At 70.1% G+C, this 17090-nt stretch carries 16 protein-coding genes; 11 read left to right on the top strand and 5 right to left on the bottom strand.

Annotation, left to right across the window (positions count from 1 at the left end):
- Positions 1–57: 57 nt before the first annotated feature.
- Complete coding sequence (locus ASF52_RS05090) at positions 58–1365, bottom strand: glycerate kinase type-2 family protein (RefSeq protein ID WP_056168701.1); 1308 nt, start codon at positions 1363–1365, stop codon at positions 58–60.
- A 280-nt stretch (positions 1366–1645) separates the two neighbouring features.
- On the opposite strand from ASF52_RS05090, the gene ASF52_RS05085 reads away from it, so the two are divergent.
- The gene (locus ASF52_RS05085) at positions 1646–2383 is read left to right on the top strand and encodes an N-formylglutamate amidohydrolase (protein WP_056168698.1); all 738 of its coding nucleotides are present in this window, start codon (positions 1646–1648) and stop codon (positions 2381–2383) included.
- A 70-nt stretch (positions 2384–2453) separates the two neighbouring features.
- Here ASF52_RS05085 and ASF52_RS05080 read toward each other — a convergent pair whose 3' ends face one another.
- A complete protein-coding gene (locus ASF52_RS05080; protein ID WP_056168695.1) occupies positions 2454–2723 on the bottom strand; it encodes a hypothetical protein in 270 nt (89 codons plus the stop codon).
- Between the two features lie 219 nt (positions 2724–2942).
- On the opposite strand from ASF52_RS05080, the gene ASF52_RS05075 reads away from it, so the two are divergent.
- Together ASF52_RS05075 and ASF52_RS05070 are read left to right on the top strand one after the other, a co-directional pair.
- Positions 2943–3281 (top strand): DUF1244 domain-containing protein, encoded by a 339-nt coding sequence (locus tag ASF52_RS05075; RefSeq protein ID WP_056168692.1) that lies wholly within the window; start codon positions 2943–2945, stop codon positions 3279–3281.
- Between the two features lie 169 nt (positions 3282–3450).
- Positions 3451–3717: a DUF2312 domain-containing protein gene (locus ASF52_RS05070; RefSeq protein ID WP_056096607.1), complete on the top strand. Its 267-nt coding sequence runs from the start codon at positions 3451–3453 to the stop codon at positions 3715–3717.
- 88 nt (positions 3718–3805) lie between these two features.
- Here ASF52_RS05070 and ASF52_RS05065 read toward each other — a convergent pair whose 3' ends face one another.
- The 3 genes from ASF52_RS05065 to ASF52_RS05055 form a co-directional block, all read right to left on the bottom strand.
- On the bottom strand, positions 3806–5326 hold the full coding sequence (locus ASF52_RS05065; protein WP_244473695.1) for a DUF882 domain-containing protein: 1521 nt from the start codon (positions 5324–5326) through the stop codon (positions 3806–3808).
- A gap of 221 nt (positions 5327–5547) precedes the next feature.
- Positions 5548–7521: a L,D-transpeptidase family protein gene (locus tag ASF52_RS05060; RefSeq protein WP_056168689.1), complete on the bottom strand. Its 1974-nt coding sequence runs from the start codon at positions 7519–7521 to the stop codon at positions 5548–5550.
- Positions 7522–7635: 114 nt separating this feature from the next.
- Complete coding sequence (locus ASF52_RS05055) at positions 7636–9126, bottom strand: sigma-54-dependent transcriptional regulator (RefSeq protein ID WP_056168686.1); 1491 nt, start codon at positions 9124–9126, stop codon at positions 7636–7638.
- A gap of 284 nt (positions 9127–9410) precedes the next feature.
- Between ASF52_RS05055 and ASF52_RS05050 the strand changes: the two genes are divergently transcribed.
- The 8 genes from ASF52_RS05050 to ASF52_RS05015 all read left to right on the top strand — a co-directional run bounded on the left by ASF52_RS05050 (position 9411) and on the right by ASF52_RS05015 (position 16993).
- Complete coding sequence (locus tag ASF52_RS05050) at positions 9411–11285, top strand: M3 family oligoendopeptidase (RefSeq protein ID WP_056168683.1); 1875 nt, start codon at positions 9411–9413, stop codon at positions 11283–11285.
- A 60-nt stretch (positions 11286–11345) separates the two neighbouring features.
- Positions 11346–11570, top strand: coding sequence for an AbrB/MazE/SpoVT family DNA-binding domain-containing protein (locus tag ASF52_RS05045; protein WP_056168680.1), 225 nt, complete (start codon positions 11346–11348; stop codon positions 11568–11570).
- The gene (locus tag ASF52_RS05040) at positions 11567–11953 is read left to right on the top strand and encodes a type II toxin-antitoxin system death-on-curing family toxin (protein WP_056168675.1); all 387 of its coding nucleotides are present in this window, start codon (positions 11567–11569) and stop codon (positions 11951–11953) included. Before ASF52_RS05045 ends, ASF52_RS05040 begins: the two co-directional genes overlap by 4 nt.
- Before the next feature lie 113 nt (positions 11954–12066).
- A complete protein-coding gene (locus ASF52_RS05035; RefSeq protein WP_056168671.1) occupies positions 12067–13431 on the top strand; it encodes an ABC1 kinase family protein in 1365 nt (454 codons plus the stop codon).
- Positions 13432–13595: 164 nt separating this feature from the next.
- On the top strand, positions 13596–13889 hold the full coding sequence (locus ASF52_RS05030; RefSeq protein ID WP_056168668.1) for an aa3-type cytochrome c oxidase subunit IV: 294 nt from the start codon (positions 13596–13598) through the stop codon (positions 13887–13889).
- Between the two features lie 92 nt (positions 13890–13981).
- Positions 13982–15121: a Re/Si-specific NAD(P)(+) transhydrogenase subunit alpha gene (locus ASF52_RS05025; protein ID WP_056168661.1), complete on the top strand. Its 1140-nt coding sequence runs from the start codon at positions 13982–13984 to the stop codon at positions 15119–15121.
- 17 nt (positions 15122–15138) lie between these two features.
- A complete protein-coding gene (locus tag ASF52_RS05020; protein WP_056168659.1) occupies positions 15139–15588 on the top strand; it encodes an NAD(P) transhydrogenase subunit alpha in 450 nt (149 codons plus the stop codon).
- Between the two features lie 4 nt (positions 15589–15592).
- On the top strand, positions 15593–16993 hold the full coding sequence (locus ASF52_RS05015) for an NAD(P)(+) transhydrogenase (Re/Si-specific) subunit beta (RefSeq protein ID WP_056168656.1): 1401 nt from the start codon (positions 15593–15595) through the stop codon (positions 16991–16993).
- Positions 16994–17090 lie beyond the last annotated feature (97 nt).

The following is a 17090-nucleotide window of genomic DNA, read 5'->3' as shown; positions in this document are numbered from 1 at the left end:
CGACCCATGCCCTGTCGGCCCATGCCCTGTCGGCCCATGCCCTGTCGACCCATGCCCTTACCCGACAAGGATGACCCGGCAATCGTTGACGTTGGTGCGGGTGGGACCCGGCTGGACGAGGTCGCCGATGGTGTCGAAGAACCGGGTCGAGTCGTTGTCCGCCAGCATGGCGGCGGGGTCGAGGCCGGCGGCGCGGGCACGCGCCAGGGTGGTGGGGTCGACGAGGCCGCCGGCCGGGTCGGTCGCCTCGCCGCGTCCGCCGTCGGTGCCGTCGGTGTCGGCGGCGATGCCGAGGATGCCGGGTGCGCCGTCGAGCGCGATGGCCAGCGCCAGGGCGTATTCCTGGTTCGGGCCGCCATGGCCTTCGCCCACGATGGTGACGGTGAGTTCGCCCCCTGAGATGATCGCGACCTTGGCGCCGCGAGCGTGGTGGTCGAGGGCGAGCCGGGCGTGCTCGGCCGCGACCTCACGGGCCTCGCCCTCGACATCGGGGCCGAGCATCACCGGCTCGTAGCCGGCGCGGCGCGCGGCCTCGGCCGCCGCCTCCAGGGCGTCGATGGGCCGGGCGATGATGCGGTACTCGGCCCGGGCGAAGGACGGGTCGCCCGCCTTCGGGGTCTCGTTGACGGGATCGTTCAGCAGCGCTTTCGCCGTCTCCGGCAGGGGGATGCCGCGCCGCTCGCAGATGGCACGGGCCTCCGCCAGGGTCGAGGGGTCCGGGACGGTCGGGCCCGAAGCGATCACCGCCGGGTCGTCGAAGGGCACGTCGGAGATCGCGAGGGTCAGGATCGAGCGGGCGTTGCGGGCCATCATGGCGAGGCGCCCGCCCTTGATCCGCGACAGGTGCTTGCGCACGCAGTTGATCTCGTTGATGGGCGCGCCCGAGCGCAGGAGCGCCTTGGTGATGGCCTGCTTCTCGGTGAGGGTCAGGTCGCCGGCCGGCGCGATCCAATTGGCCGAACCGCCGCCCGAGAGCAGCACCAGCACGTCGTCGTCCGGCCCGGCATCGGCGGCGATCTTGAGGGCGTCGACGGTCGCGTCGATGCCGGCCTGGTCGGGCACCGGGTGCCCGGCCTCGACCATGCGGATCATCGGCGCCTCCTCGCCGTAGCCGTGGCGGGCGACCGCCAGGCCGACGATGCGGCTCGCGTCGACGCCGTGCTGCTCCCGGTAGAACCGGCTCGCCACCGCCGCCATGGAGCCGCCGGCCTTGCCCGCGCCCAGGATGATGAGCCGGCCGGGGCCGGGGGCGGGCAGGTGCGGCACGAGGCAGCGCGCGGGATGAGCGGCGGCGATGGCCTCGTCGAGGATGCCGAGGAGGAGGGTGCGGGCGGCGGCGTGGTCGGCGGGGGAGGGCGCGGTCATGGCGTGTCCGTGTATCGCGGAAAGACGGTCGTGGAAGGCCGCCCGGCGTTGCGTCGCCGGATCGTGATTGTTTCGCGGGACGAATTCCCTCGGGCCGGATTGTTGCCGTGCCCGCGCTTGTCCGCGATACGTGCTGTGCCCGACACCCGCCGCCGCGGCAAGGTCGCGGCAAGCATGCGATGACGCGGGACACCCCGCGATGGCGCGGCCGGATGCTTGCACGGCTCCGTCCGCGTTCCGCCCGCCCGAGCCCCGAACGGATCCACGGACCCCGCCGCCCATGCAGCCTCCACATCCCGTCGAGACCATCCCGGGCGATCCGGCCCGGGGCCTGCTGATCCTCTGCGATCACGCCTCCAACCATGTGCCCGACGACCTCGACCGGCTCGGGGTGCCGGACCACGAATACGCACGCCACATCGCCTACGACATCGGCGCGGCCGCCGTGACCCGGCACCTCGCCGTGCAATTGGGCGCGCCCGCGATCCTGACCCGGTTCTCACGCCTCATCATCGACCCCAACCGGGGCCGGGCCGACCCGACCCTGGTGATGCGCCTGTCCGACGGCGCCATCGTGCCGGGCAACGCCCGCATCGACGAGGCCGGCAAGGCCGAGCGCATCCGCCGGTTCTACGAGCCCTTCGACGCGGCCATCGACGCCCACGTGGCGGCGGCCGAGGCGACGGGCGTGCCGCCGGCGATCCTCACCATGCACAGCTTCACGCCGTACTGGCGCACCGTACCGCGTCCCTGGCACGTCGGCATCCTGTGGGACCGGGACGACCGCCTGAGCGCGCCCCTCATCGCGGGTCTGCGCGCCGACCCGGCCGATCTCACGGTCGGCGACAACGAACCCTACGGGGGAGGGCTTCCCGGAGACACCATCGACCGGCACGCCCTCGCGCGCGGCCTGCGCAACGCCCTGGTGGAGATCCGCCAGGACCTCATCGCCGAAGAACCCGGCCAGATCGAATGGGCGACGCGGTTCGCCAAGCTTCTGCGTCCGCTGCTGCCCTGATCAGCCTGCGGCGCGCACACGAAAACGGCGGGGCTCTCGCCCCGCCGTCCAATTCATCCCGAGATCGGGCTTACCGGGTGCCGCCCGAGGTCCGACCGTACTGCCAGACCGGGAAGCTGTTCTGCTCGGCGTTGCCTTCCTTCGCGGAGGCGTCGTCCCGGCGCGGGGCGATGGAACCGGTGGTGAGTTCATCGTCGAGGGCGCGGCCGGCGGTGTAGCCGGGCGCCGCATGGGCCGAGACACCGGCGGGTGCCGTGTAGCTCTGCGCGAGAACCGGCGAAGCAACGGCACTCAGGCTCAAGACGACGGCGGCGGCGACAGAAGCAAGACGGATGTTCATGACGTTGGACCTTTCAGTATCGCGGTCTCCGTCGAAAAGGCGGTGGGCCGTGAGTTCTTGTGTAGCGCTGATGTAGGCCCGCCTCGAACCGAACGTCGTGCGGTTTGGCACCAGACTGGAAGCGGCGGCGCCGAATCCGAATCGGCCGTCCGTCCTTGACGGCGCGGGCCTGGACACGACCTTTCCTGAACGAGCAGCCCGTCACACCGAGGACATCCCATGACCGAGACCAGCACGCCCGGGACCAGCACGACCGGGATCGACGCCGCCACCCGGACGGAGCTCGAAGCCGCCGTGTTCCGGCGCCTCGTCGCCCACCTGCAGGGACGCACGGACGTGCAGAACATCGACCTGATGAACATGGCCGGATTCTGCCGCAACTGCCTGTCGAACTGGCTCAAGGACGCCGCCGACGAAAAGGGCGTGCCGCTGACCAAGGACGCGAGCCGCGAGGCCGTCTACGGCATGCCCTACGATGCCTGGAAGCGCCTGCACCAGGGCGAGGCGACGCCGGAGCAGCAGGAGGCCTTCACCGGGGCGGCGGCTGAACCGCACTGAAGACAGCCCCGACGATTCGGCGAAAGCGCGTTCAGGAACAAAAGCTTACGCGACCACGACGGTCTGCGGTCCGGGGCCGTAAGGTCCCGGTAAGCTTGAACGCTTAGTGAAGCGGTTCCGGCGCATTCTCGTGAACGATGCGCCTCGCCAGTCAGGGATTGAGACGAAAATGGCCGCTTCCGCCGCACCCGCCGTCGATGCTTCGTCCGTCGCCGCCGACCAGCTCAAGAGCTTCATCGAGCGCATCGAGCGCCTCGAGGAGGAGAAGGCCGGTCTCGCCTCGGACATCAAGGACGTCTACGCGGAGGCCAAGGGCACCGGCTTCGACGTGAAGGCCCTGCGCAAGATCATCTCCCTGCGCAAGAAGGATCACGCCGAGCGCCAGGAGGAGGAGGCCATCCTCGAACTCTACATGCAGGCTCTGGGCATGGTGTGAGGCGGACGCCGGCCCATGGCACACAACGACGAGGGCCGCGGCATTCCTGCCGCGGCCCTCGTCGTTTCGGGGATCGCCCGAGCGGGGATCAGCGCGCGCCCGGCACCGGGCGGGTGGCCGAACCCGAGAAACGTCCTGCATTGAGGTCATCGCCGGGCGCGCGCGCCGAGAAGCGGGTGGCGACGGCCGCCGGCTGGGTCAGGCTGCCGGCGGGCGCGCCGTCGAGCTTGGTCCGGGTCACGGCGAGGCGCACGGGCGCGGCGCGGCTCGCCGGCTCGGAGACGCCCTGCGCGGCGGCGGCGAACAGGGCGCGCAACTGCAGCTTCGGGTCGGCGGTGGCGGCAACGAGGCGGGCAGGCGAGGGCGCCTGCGTGGACATCTGGGCTTGGGCGGGGGCGAGGTTGGCCATGCCGGCGGTCCCGAGGCCCGCGACCTGAACCGGCGGACGCTGCGGAGGCAGGGGCATCGTGAGCGCGGCGGCCACGGCGGCGAACTCGGCCGGGCGACGCGGCGGGAGCGGAACCTCGGCCGTCGCTCTGGCCGCATCGCCGATGTTGCCGTCGGGCGCCCTGGTCTCCGTGGACTTCTCGGCGGTCAGGAGGGTCTGGGCATCGCGACCATCGCGGCGCAGGAGGGCCGACTTGAGGGTGTCGTCGGCCGCGGGCGCCGCGTAGGCCAGGGCTGCGCGGGTGCCGGTCTGGTCGTCCGGATCGGCGCTCGCCACCACCACGCTCGGCTTGGCGCGGGCCCGCGTCGCGGGGGCGGGGGCCGGTGCGGGCGGCTCGCTGCTCGAGCCGCCGCCGAACAGGCTGGCGAAGAATCCCCGGATGCTCGGGCCGTCCTCCTCGTCGACCTGCTGGGCCACCTGGGTGATGCCCAGCACGGTACCGCCGCGGGCCAGGACCTCGGCGCGGGCGAGCTCGTAGCCGGGCAGGGGGCGGTTGTCGGCGGGCAGGTGGACGGTCTTGCCGTCGGGGAACAGGCGGCTGAGCTGATCGTGGGTCATGCGCGGCCAGGAGCGCACGGAGCCGACATCGAGATGGACGAAGGGCGAACCCGCGCGCGGGTACCAGCCGACGCCGCCGCGCTGCATCCGCATGCCCACGGCGCGGATCTGGTCGATGGAGACGTCGGGCAGGTAGAAGTCCATCGCCTTGCCGAGCATGTGCTGGCTGTACTCGGCGACGGCGCGGGACCGGCGACGAAGCATGGCGTTGGTGCCGGGCGAGCGGTAGGCCGACACCACCGTGATGGGCTCCTGCGAACCGACGGAGCGGTAGGCCTCCCACACGGTGTCGAACAGGCGCGGGTCCATCTTGATGGATTCTTCGGCGCGCCAGTCGCGCAGGAGCCAGTTCAGCTGCTCGAGGGCGGCGCGGTCGTAGCGCCCGTCGCGCTTGAACGTGACGGTGAGGCTTTCCTTGGTGTGGCTGTGGAAGATCGAGAGGGTGCGGGTGTCGCCGTTGGCCACCGCGTCCTGGGTGCCGCGCGTGCCGGCCACGAGGGCTAGGGCGATACCCGAGGCGGCGATGGCGGCACGGCGCAGGCGCGCGGGGCGCGGGCCGGACCGGGGGCCGTGTCGCAGGAACTGACGCACGTTCGTCCTCACCTCTGCCGGATCCCGCGCGCCGGGCGGATCATGGTGAACGCAAGGTTGCCGAAAACCATGAACGCGCGGTTATCGGATCCTCGACTGTCCGCCGGTCGATGCCGTTTATGGCTAAGATCCAACCGTGGCGAAATCGTGCTCCGACGTGCGGCGGCACACGCCGGACGGCTGTCCCGGGGTTTTCCGGTTCGCGGCCGCGCCGCGCCGGGCCGAAACCCGGCCTACCACCAGCCGGAGGACGGCCGCGACGGGGTCGGGGTCCACAGGCCGGGCTCGCCGAAATCCGCCGGCGGTCGCGCGGCGGTGCGGGCGGGCTGCACCGCCCGGACCTCGCGCACGGGCTTGCGCCGCACCTCCGGCGACGGCGCAGCGTTCGACGCCGGCGCGGGGGATCTGGATCCCGCGAGCTTCGGCGTCGCCTTGCCGGCCGGGGCCTTGGCCACGAGCAGACTGCCGGGGGCGAGACCCAGCGCGATCTTCATGCGCGAATCGTAGCCGTAGAGATCCGGCAGGGTCCGGTAGCCGCCGAGATCGTCGACGTAAGCGGTGAAGTAGGCGAGGTGCACGGGCAGCTTCTCGGCGAGGCGGATGGTGCGCTCGCCCTTGCCGATGAGCTTCTTCAGACGCTCCCCCGACCAGGCCGCGGGCAGCACCGAATCGGCGAAGCGGAAGGGATCCTCCACCCGCACGCAGCCGTGGCTCAGCGCCCGGCGCGAGCCGGAGAACAGGGACCGGTTCGGCGTGTCGTGCAGGTAGACCGCGTGGTTGTTGGGGAACATGAACTTGATGAAGCCCAGCGCGTTGCGCTCGCCCGGCGGCTGGCGGACCGAGACGTTGCCGTTGCGGTAGACCACCTCGTAGCCGCGCCGCGCCGCGTAGTTCGGGTCGCGGGCGAGGCCGGGCAGGAACTCGTTCTTCAGGATCGAGGGCGGCACGTTCCAGGATGGATTGACGACGGCGTATTCCATGAGGCCGGAGAAGATCGGCGTCGGGCTCTCGGTCTTGCCGACGATGACCCGGGCCTCGTCGCGCTTGACGCCGTCCTTGAACACCCGGACCTGGAACTCGGGAATGTTGACCATCACGTAGTCGCGCCCGAGGTCGGCCGGCAGCCAGCGCCAGCGCTCCATGTTGACGAGGAGCGCGGCCTCGTTGTCGTCGGACACGGGCGCGGCGTCGGGACGCCCCAGGGCCGCCACGGTCTGCTGGGTCAGGGTGCCGGTGACGGGCAGCCCCCGGCGGCGCTGGAACCCGGCGACGGCGGCCGAAACGGCGGAATCGTACGCATCGGATTCGCCCGGTGCCGTGTCGAGGGTCCCCGCCGTGCGGGTCGCGAGGGCGAAGCGGGTGCGCAGGGCCGGCACCCGCGGATCGCGCATGCCGAGCTTCAGGACGGGGCCGGTGGGCAGATGCACGGTGGGCTCGCCCGCCGGGGCCTGCCCGCCCCGGGCGGCGGCGAGGCGACCTTTCAGGGCGAGATAGCCCTGCTGGCTCGGGTTGTAGGCCTGGAGGAGGACGCCGGCCTGGACGCCGGCCGGCGCGATCCGGCCCAGAACCGCGTCGGCGGCGGGCAGGTCGAGGGTCGGCGTGATGAGGCGCGACACGCTCGACAGGTGAACGCGTCCGCCGCGTGCGTCGCGGGCGTAGAGGGCGACGGCCGCCGAGAGCTTCAGCTCGGCGTCGGCCACCTGGGCCTCGGTGAGCGGCTGGGTGCCGAGCACCGGCACCGGGTAGGCGGCGGCCTTGAGGCCGTCCTCGCCGGCGGCGGCGAGACGCGCTGCGGCGGCCTTGGCGGCGGCCGTGTAGGCGCCGTCGACGATCCACACGGGCTTGAAGGCGCCGAGCGCGTAGAACGCCTGGATCGCCTCGCGGTCCTTCGTGGTCAGGCGCGGCAGCAGGGGGGCGGGGTCGGCGAGACGCGCCGCCACGGCGGCGCCCAGGGGATCGCTCGGCACCGGCGGGGGCGCCTCGGCGACGGGCGCGGGGGACGCGTCGGCCGGCGGAGCGGCGGCTTCAGGGGAGGCGGGCACGGCCACGGGGCTCGCCGTCTCCGGGAGCGCCGGATCGACGGAGGCCTTCTGCACGACGGGGGTGTCCGGCCGGTCCGGCGCGGCGACCTCGGCGTGGGCGCCGTAGCCGAGGCAGCCCGCGACGAGGGCCGACAGGGCGACGGAGGCGGAGCGCGTGACGCCCATGGGTGCAACTCCTGCGGACCGGACGGCCGGTCGCTTCAGTTAAAGATATCGACCGGCGCGTACGGGTGCGCAACGGCACGCCCTCACGAGAGGGCGCACCTGTGCCATTTTGGTTCAGGCGGCCTCTTCGGCCTTGTCGTCACCGTCGAGCCCGAGGTCCTTGAGCTTGCGGTAGAGGGTGGATCGGCCGATTCCGAGGCGGCGCGAGACCTCCGACATCCGGCCGCGGTAGAATTGCAGGGCGAAGCGGATGATCTCGGCCTCAAGGCCGTCCATGGTCTTCATCTCGCCGGTCTCTTCGGCCACCAGGCTCATGGCGTGGGGATCGCGGACCTCGACCCGGACGATCTCGCGCACGGGCTCGGGCGCCCCGGCCTGGACCATGGGCTGCACGGGGGCGGCCGGGATGCGCACGTCGAAGCCCTCGACCTGGGCGGCGATCTGCGGAAACTCCGCCACGGTGAGCTCATCGCCATCGGCCAGCACCACGGCGCGGAACAGGGCGTTCTCGAGCTGGCGCACGTTGCCGGGCCAGCCGTAGCGGGTCAGCAGCGCCATGGCCTCGGGGGTGACGGCGCGAACCTTCTTGCCCTCTTCCGCCGCGAACCGGGCGCAGAACGAGCGCACGAGATCGGGGATGTCCTCGCGGCGGGCGCGCAGGGGCGGCAGGGTCATGGGGAAGACGTTGAGGCGGTAGTACAGGTCCTCGCGGAAGCGGCCCTGCTTGACCAGATCGAGGAGGGAGCGGTTCGTCGCCGAGATGAGGCGGATATCCACCCGCACGCTGCGCTTGGCGCCCACGGGATCGACCTCGCCCTCCTGCAGGGCGCGCAGGAGCTTCACCTGGGCGTCGAGGGGCAGCTCGCCGATCTCGTCGAGGAACAGGGTGCCGCCGGACGCCTCGACGAACTTGCCCATGTGGCGCTCGGTGGCGCCGGTGAACGCCCCCTTCTCGTGGCCGAACAGGGTCGATTCCACGAGGTTGTCGGGGATCGCGCCGCAATTGACCGTGACGAAGGCCTTGCCGCGCCGGTCGCCCGAGCCCTGGATGGCGCGGGCGAGGACCTCCTTGCCGACCCCCGATTCGCCCTCGATGAGCACGGGAATGTTGGATTTGGCCGACCGCTCGGCGAGCCGCGTGACCCGCTCCATGTCGGGACTCTTCGAGGTGAGATCCTTGAACGAGAGGGAACCGGAGGCGCGCCGGCGCATGCGGCGGACCTCTTCCTCGAGCTGATCGACCTTGAGGGCGTTCTTGATGGAGACCTGCAGACGCTCGGCGCCGGCGGGCTTCACCACGAAATCGACGGCCCCGGCCCGCATGGCGGTGACGACGGCATCGATGGAGCCGTTGGAGGTCTGGACGATGACCGGCACGTCGAGGCCGGATTTGCGCATCTCGGCCATCACGCCGAGGCCGTCGAGACCGCCGGGCATCACGAGATCCAGGAGAACCACGTCGATGGGCTCGCCCGAGCGCAGGGCGGCGAGCCCGTCGGCGCCGGTCTCTGCGACCTTCGCGTCGAAGCCGAGCCGGCGCACCATCGCCTCGGCGAGGCGGCGCTGCACGGGATCGTCGTCGACGATGAGGACCGTTGTCGACATGGGGGGCGCCTTGGTCTCGCGGGGAGGTGGCCGCACCGCGAGACGGGCTCGGTGATGCGGCGCCGGACTGTTTCGTTTCGATCCGCAGGGTGCCCCAAGAGCGTAAAGCCGCGCTTAACGACGATCCGACTTTTCCGGGGATTGTCGGTCGGCGACGCCGCACCCCTGCTTTTCCCGCGCCGGGACGTCGGCTTTCGCCCACAAGGCGGTTGATCGCGGGGCCGGCCCGCTCGATATCACCGGGCAGCGGCGCCTCAGTGCCCAGCCCCAGGAAGCCTCCCATCATGCCGAGTCGAGCCGTCGCCCAAGCCAGCCGCGCGGGCATCGTCGCCATTGCCGAAGGGGCCAGCGCCGCACGGGCGGCCGCACTCGCCGCCGACCTCGGCGCCTTGCCCGAATGGGACCTCGGCGACCTCTATTCCGGCATCGACGCCCCCGATTTCCGCGCCGACCTCGCCCGCGCCGAGACGGCCTGCCGCGAGGTCTCCGAGCGTTATGCCGGCCGGCTGGCGGACCTCGCCGCCGGCCCGGACGCCTCCGCGCGCCTTGCCGAGGCGGTCCGGGCCTACGAGGCCATCGAGGATCTGCTCGGCCGCCTGATGTCGTTCGCCGGCCTCGTCTACTCGGGCGACACCACCGACGAGACGCGCGAAAAATTCTACGGCGACACCCAGGAGCGCCTAACGACGGCGTCCAGCCACCTCCTGTTCTTCGCCCTCGAGCTCAACCGCATCGACGACGCCGCCATGGACGCGGCCATGGCGGACGGGCCGCTTTCCACCTACGCCCCCTGGATCGAGGACCTTCGTCGCGAGAAGCCGTTCCAGCTCGACGACCGCACGGAGAAGCTGTTCCTGGAGAAGTCGGTCACCGGCCGCTCGGCGTGGAACCGCCTGTTCGACGGCACCATCGCGTCCCTGCGGTTTCCCGTGCAGGGCGAGCAGCTCACCCTGGAGCCGACCCTCAACCGCCTGCAGGACCCGGACGGGGCCGTGCGCAAGGAGGCGGCCGGCGCGCTCAGCGAGGTGTTCCGGGCGAACCTGCGCACGTTCACGCTGATCACCAACACCCTCGCCAAGGACAAGGAAATCAATGACCGCTGGCGCGGGTTCACGGACGTGGCCGAATCCCGCCACCTGTCGAACCGCGTCGAGCCCGAAGTGGTGGATGCCCTGGTCGAGGCCGTGCAGGCGGCCTATCCGCGCCTGTCGCACCGCTACTACGCCCTGAAGGCGAAGTGGTTCGGGGTCGAGGCCCTGCCGTACTGGGACCGCAACGCGCCGCTGCCGAAGGTCGAGCAGCGCACGATTCCCTGGGCGGAGGCCCGCGACACGGTGCTCGACGCCTACGGTGCCTTCTCGCCGCGCATGGCGAGCATCGCGAAGACGTTCTTCGACCGAAACTGGATCGACGCGCCGACCCGGCCCGGCAAGGCGCCCGGCGCCTTCGCCCACCCGACCGTGCCTTCGGCCCACCCCTACGTGCTGGTGAATTACCAGGGCAAGCCGCGCGACGTGATGACCCTGGCGCACGAGCTCGGCCACGGGGTGCATCAGGTGCTCGCCGGCCCCAACGGCGCCCTGATGGCCCCCACCCCCCTGACGCTCGCCGAAACCGCGAGCGTGTTCGGCGAGATGCTGACCTTCCGCCGGCTGCTGGCCGCCACCACCAACGCGACCCAGCGCCGGGCCATGCTCGCCGCCAAGGTCGAGGACATGATCAACACCGTGGTCCGGCAAGTCGCGTTCTACGCTTTCGAGCGCAAGGTGCACCTCGCCCGTGCCGAGGGCGAGCTCACGGCGGAAGCGATCAACGCCCTGTGGATGTCGGTGCAGCGCGACAGCCTCGGTCCGGCCATCACCCTGGATGCGGGCTACGAGCCGTTCTGGGCCTACATCCCGCACTTCATCCACTCGCCGTTCTACGTCTACGCCTACGCCTTCGGCGATTGCCTCGTGAACTCCCTCTACGGGGTCTACGCCAAGGCCGAGGACGGATTCGTGGAGCGCTATTTCGCCCTGCTCTCGGCCGGCGGCGCCAAGCCCTACGGCGAACTCCTGGCTCCCTTCGGCCTCGACGCCCGCGACCCGGGCTTCTGGCAGATCGGGCTCACCATGATCGAGGGCATGATCGCGGAGTTGGAGGCGATGGAGGGCTGAGCGCCGCTTGGTATGCCCCGCCTTTCGTTGTACATTCCGTACAACGAAAGGCGAAGCGTCATGAAACTGGAAGTCAAGAAAATCGGCAATTCCACCGGGCTGATCCTGCCCAAGGAACTCCTGAGCCGGCTCAACCTCGCGCAGGGCGACTGGCTCTCGTTGACGGAGGGCGGCGACGGTTCCGTTCGGCTGTCGCCCCTCGACCCGACCTTCGAGAAGGGCATGGAAATCGCTGAGAAGGCGATGAAGACCTACCGCAACGCCCTGTCCGAGCTGGCCAAATGACGACGTTTGTCTGGCTGACGAGCGACCTCGTCCAGGCCATCCACGCCCGCCAGCTCAAGTTGTTCGGCGGCCCCAGCGGCTTGCGCGACGAGGGTGCCCTCGAATCGGCCCTCGGCCGCCCGGTGAACCGGGTCGCCTATGGCGAGGCCGATCTCGCCGAGCTCGCAGCCGCCTACGCGTTCGGGATCGCGAAAAACCATCCGTTCATCGATGGAAACAAGCGCGCGGCCCTGCTCGCCCTCGTCGTCTTTCTCGGCCTCAACGATATCGACTTCGTCACCGACGAGGCCGAGGCGGTGGTCATGATCCGTGGCCTCGCCGCTGGCGAGATCACCGAAGCGGGCCTCGCCCGCTGGATCCGCGACAACTGGCCGGCCGCCTGACCCCTCTCCCGCGCCGCAACGGCGCAGCGCCCTGGCGCGGGACGCCGGCGGACTTATCTCAAGGGAGTGGCCGGATTGCCGGACGCGTCCTTATCCGAGATCCGAAGAACCCGATGGCCGATCACGACAGCGAAGCCAACCGCTTCTCCGCGCGCGCCAGCCGCTACGCCCGCGTCGGTGCCAATGTCGGCGGGGTCGCCGCCCGCATGGCCGGCGCCCGCCTGTTCGGCGGCAAGGAGGCGCCCAGCAACGCCGCCGCCCTGGCCCAGGCGCTGGGCGGCCTCAAGGGGCCGATCATGAAGGTCGCCCAGTTGCTGGCCACGGTGCCGGACCTTCTGCCACCCGAATACGCGACGGAACTGCAGAAGCTCCAGGCCGACGCGCCGCCCATGGGCGCGGCCTTCGTCAAGCGCCGGATGATGGCCGAACTCGGCGCCGACTGGCAGAAGCGGTTCACGAACTTCGACCTCAAGCCGGCGGCGGCCGCGTCCCTCGGACAGGTCCACCGGGCGACCGGCCTCGACGGCACGGCGCTCGCCTGCAAGCTCCAGTATCCCGACATGCAATCGGCCGTGGAGGCCGATCTGAAGCAGCTGGAGGTCGCCTTCGCCCTGCACCGGCGCATGAGCTCCTGGCTCGATACCCGTGAGATCGCGAAGGAAATCGGCGCCCGGGTGCGCGAGGAACTCGACTACGCGCGCGAGGCCAAGCACGCCGTGCTCTATGGCAACGTCCTGCGCGACGTGCCCGAAGTCCGCGTGCCGGCCATTCACACCGATCTCTCCACGAAGCGCCTCCTCACCCTCGGCTGGCTCGAGGGCGAGGGCATTCTCAACTTCTCTCAAAGTCCCATCGAGATCCGCAACCGCCTCGCCCAGGCGATGTTCAAAGCGTGGTGGCACCCGTTCAGCCGCGCCGCCGTCATCCACGGCGACCCGCATCTCGGCAACTACACGGTGTTTTCCGAGGGTGGCGAGGCGCAGGGCATCAACCTCCTCGATTACGGCTGCGTGCGCATCTTCCATCCGCGCTTCGTCGGCGGCGTGGTCGATCTCTATCGGGGGCTCCTGGAGAACGACGGCGCGCGCATCGTCCACGCCTACGAGGTCTGGGGCTTCAAGAACCTCAACAAGGAGCTCATCGAGATCCTCAACATCTGGGCGCGCTTCATCTACGGGCCGATCCTGGAGGACCGCACCCGCACGGTGGCCGACGGGGTCAAGCCCGGCGAGTACGGCCGGCGCCAGGCCTTCGAGGTGCATCAGGCCCTGAAAGCCCGGGGACCCGTGACCGTGCCGCAGGAATTCGTGTTCATGGACCGCGCCGCCGTCGGCCTCGGCGCCGTGTTCCTGCACCTGCGCTCGGAACTGAACTACCACCGGTTGTTCGAGGCCGAGATCGAGCGCTTCTCGCTCTCCGAACTCGAGACCCGGCAGGGCGAGGCTCTCACGCGGGCGGGACTCGCCCTGCCGGCGTGACCCTATCGGTGTGACGTCACGCGGCTGGCCCTGCGAAACTTGGCCGGCGCGACAAAAACCGGTTCGTGGCCATTGCGTGGCATGCATGCTGATTGCGAGCCGCCGAGGCTTGCGCTAAATCCCCTTGGAACAAATTAAGACAGATCCATGGGGACGACCACACGATGGCCGATATGAAGACCGTGTCCGGCGTGCATTACAGCCCCGCCATGGACGAGAAGACCCACGAGCAGACCTATCGCGGCTTCGTTCGTTTCGTCGAAATCGGCACCTCCGTGGTGATCTGTTGGGTGCTGGCCCTCGCCATCGGCGGCATTCATGAAGCGTGGCTGACTGCGATCCTCGCCGTCGTGGTGTCCGGCGCCGCCGGTGCCGTGGGCGCCCTCGCGCCGGCCGTGGGCTGGAAGGCCCCCGTCGTGGTCGCGGTCTTGCTTCTGCTCTACCTCTTCTTCGCGTGACGTAGCCCGGGCGCACTGGTATACCAGTCGTCGGGCTCTATATTCCTGCCGAGTTACGGTGGTCCGGACGGATCGCCGAGGGGGCTTCCTGAATGCGCATCGCTGTCCTGACAGAGTCTGATCCCGCGGAGCCGCGGGTCGCGGCGGTGCCCGAAACGGTCAAGAAATTCATCGCCCTCGGGGCCGACGTGACCGTCCAGTCCGGTGCCGGCCTGACCGCCGGTGTCCCGGATGCCGATTACGAGGCGGCGGGTGCCACCGTCGCCTCCTCGGCCCAGGACGCGGCCAACGAGGCCGACCTCGTCCTCAAGGTCCGCCGCCCCAACGGCGACGAGATCGGGCTGCTGAAGCGTGGCGCCACCGTGGTGGCGATCATGGATCCCTACGGCAACGAAGCCGCCCTGGGTGAAATGGCGCAAGCCGGCCTCGACACCTTCGCCATGGAACTGATGCCCCGCATCACCCGCGCGCAGGTGATGGACGTGCTGTCCTCGCAGGCCAACCTCGCCGGATACCGCGCGGTGGTCGACGGTGCCTCCGAGTATGGCCGCGCCATGCCGATGATGATGACGGCCGCCGGCACCGTGCCCGCCGCCCGCGTCTTCGTGATGGGCGTCGGCGTGGCCGGGCTCCAGGCCATCGCCACCGCCCGCCGCATGGGCGCGGTGGTCACCGCCACGGACGTGCGGCCCGCCACCAAGGAGCAGGTCGAGTCCCTGGGCGCCAAGTTCGTCGCCGTCGAGGACGACGAGTTCAAGCAGGCCGAAACCTCGGGCGGCTACGCCAAGGAGATGTCGGCGGAGTACAAGAAGAAGCAGGCCGACCTCGTGGCGACCCACATCGCCAAGCAGGACATCGTCATCACCACCGCCCTGATTCCGGGCCGGCCGGCCCCGCAGCTCGTCTCCGCCGCCATGGTCTCCACCATGAAGCCCGGCTCCGTGCTCATCGATCTCGCGGTCGAGCGTGGCGGCAACGTCGAGGGCGCCAAGGCCGGCGAGATCGTCACCACGGATCACGGCGTGAAGATCGTCGGGCACCTCAACGTGCCCGGCCGCCTCGCCGCCACGGCGTCGAGCCTCTATGCGCGCAACCTCTACGCCTTCGTCGAGACCCTCATCGACAAGGAGGCGAAGTCCCTGGCGGTGAAGCGGGACGACGAACTCGTCCGGGCGACGAACCTGACCCATGACGGTCAGGTCGTGCATCCCGCCTTCCAGACCAAATCCTGATCCCGCCGGAGGATACGATGGCCACGCTCCCCCCCGATCAGGCCGCCGAGCAGGCGCGCGCCGCTGCCACCGCAGCCCGAACCGCTGCGGATATCGCGCAGCAGCACGCCGCCAAGGCGCAGAGTTACGCCGATGGCATCGGTCACGGCCTCAGCGCCGTGACGCATGGTGCCGTCGACCCGACGGTGTTCCAGCTCGCGATCTTCGTTCTGGCGATCTTCGTCGGCTACTACGTGGTCTGGTCGGTGACGCCGGCCCTCCACACGCCCCTCATGTCGGTGACCAACGCTATCTCCTCGGTGATCATCGTCGGCGCCATCCTGGCGGCCGGCGTGCCGCTCCTCGAGCACGGCACCGGCTGGGCCCGCTTCTTCGGCTTCCTCGGCATCGTTCTCGCCAGCGTGAACATCTTCGGCGGCTTCCTCGTCACCCAGCGCATGCTCGGCATGTACAAGAAGAAGGCCTGAGACGATGTCCCAGAACGTCTCGGCACTCCTCTACATCGTTTCCGGCGTCCTGTTCATCATGGCGCTGCGGGGGCTCTCGCACCCGACCACCTCCCGGCAGGGCAACCTGTACGGCATGGTCGGCATGGGGCTCGCCGTCCTCACCACCCTCGTCGGCCATCCGCCGGCGGGATTCGGCGCCTGGATCCTCGTGCTCCTGGGCCTCGGCATCGGCGGCGGCGCCGGTGCCGTCATTGCCAAGCGCGTGCCGATGACGGCCATGCCGCAACTCGTGGCGGCCTTCCACTCCCTCGTCGGCCTCGCGGCCGTGGCGGGTGCGGCCGGCACCCTCTACGCACCGCAGGCGGTGGGCATCCTCGAGAACGGCCACATCCACAAGGAGTCGCTGTTCGAGATGGCACTCGGTGTCGCCATCGGCGCCATCACCTTCACGGGCTCCGTCATCGCCTTCGCCAAGCTCGACGGGCGCATGTCCGGCAAGCCGATCATGCTGCCCCAGCGCCATGCCCTCAACATCGCCCTGGCCATCGCCCTCGTCGGCCTCATCGCGGTGTTCATCGGCACCGAGAGCAAGCTGGTGTTCTGGGTCATCGTGCTGCTGTCGTTCGCTCTCGGCGGCCTGCTGATCATCCCCATCGGTGGCGCCGACATGCCCGTCGTCGTGTCGATGCTGAACTCCTACTCGGGCTGGGCTGCGGCCGGCATCGGCTTCACCCTGGGCAACCTCGCGCTCATCATGACCGGCGCCCTCGTCGGCTCCTCGGGCGCGATCCTGTCCTACATCATGTGCAAGGCGATGAACCGGTCGTTCATCTCCGTGATCCTCGGCGGCTTCGGCGGTGATGCCGCGGCAGGCGCGGCCGGAGGAGCTGTGGAGACCCGTCCGGTCAAGCAGGGCTCGGCGGACGACGCGGCCTACATCCTGAAGAACGCCGAGCGCGTCATCATCGTGCCGGGCTACGGCATGGCGGTGGCCCAGGCCCAGCATTCGCTCCGCGAGATGGTCGACATGCTCAAGAAGGAGGGCGTCGACGTGAAGTACGCCATCCACCCCGTCGCCGGCCGCATGCCGGGCCACATGAACGTGCTGCTCGCCGAAGCCAACGTGCCCTATGATGAGGTCCACGAGCTCGAGGACATCAACGGCGACTTCCCGCAGGCCGACGTTGCCTTCGTCATCGGCGCCAACGACGTCACCAACCCGGCGGCGAAGACGGACAAGGCCTCGCCGATCTACGGCATGCCGATCCTCGACGTCGAGAAAGCCAAGACCGTGTTGTTCATCAAGCGCGGCATGGGCTCCGGTTACGCCGGCGTCGAGAACGAGGTGTTCTTCCGCGACAACACCATGATGCTGTTCGGCGACGCCAAGAAGGTCGTCGACTCCATCGTCAAGAACCTCTGAACCTCTGGCGCGGGCCTCGCCCGCGCCGCCAGGACAGCGTACGGGGTCGGCGTCCATCGCCGGCCCCGTCGTCGTTTTCGTGCAGTTCGGGCCGGCC

It is taken from the genome of Methylobacterium sp. Leaf112, assembly GCF_001423295.1.
Lineage (GTDB): Bacteria > Pseudomonadota > Alphaproteobacteria > Rhizobiales > Beijerinckiaceae > Methylobacterium.
Note: the sequence above shows the minus strand (reverse complement) of the source record. Positions and strands in the feature narration are given on the sequence as shown.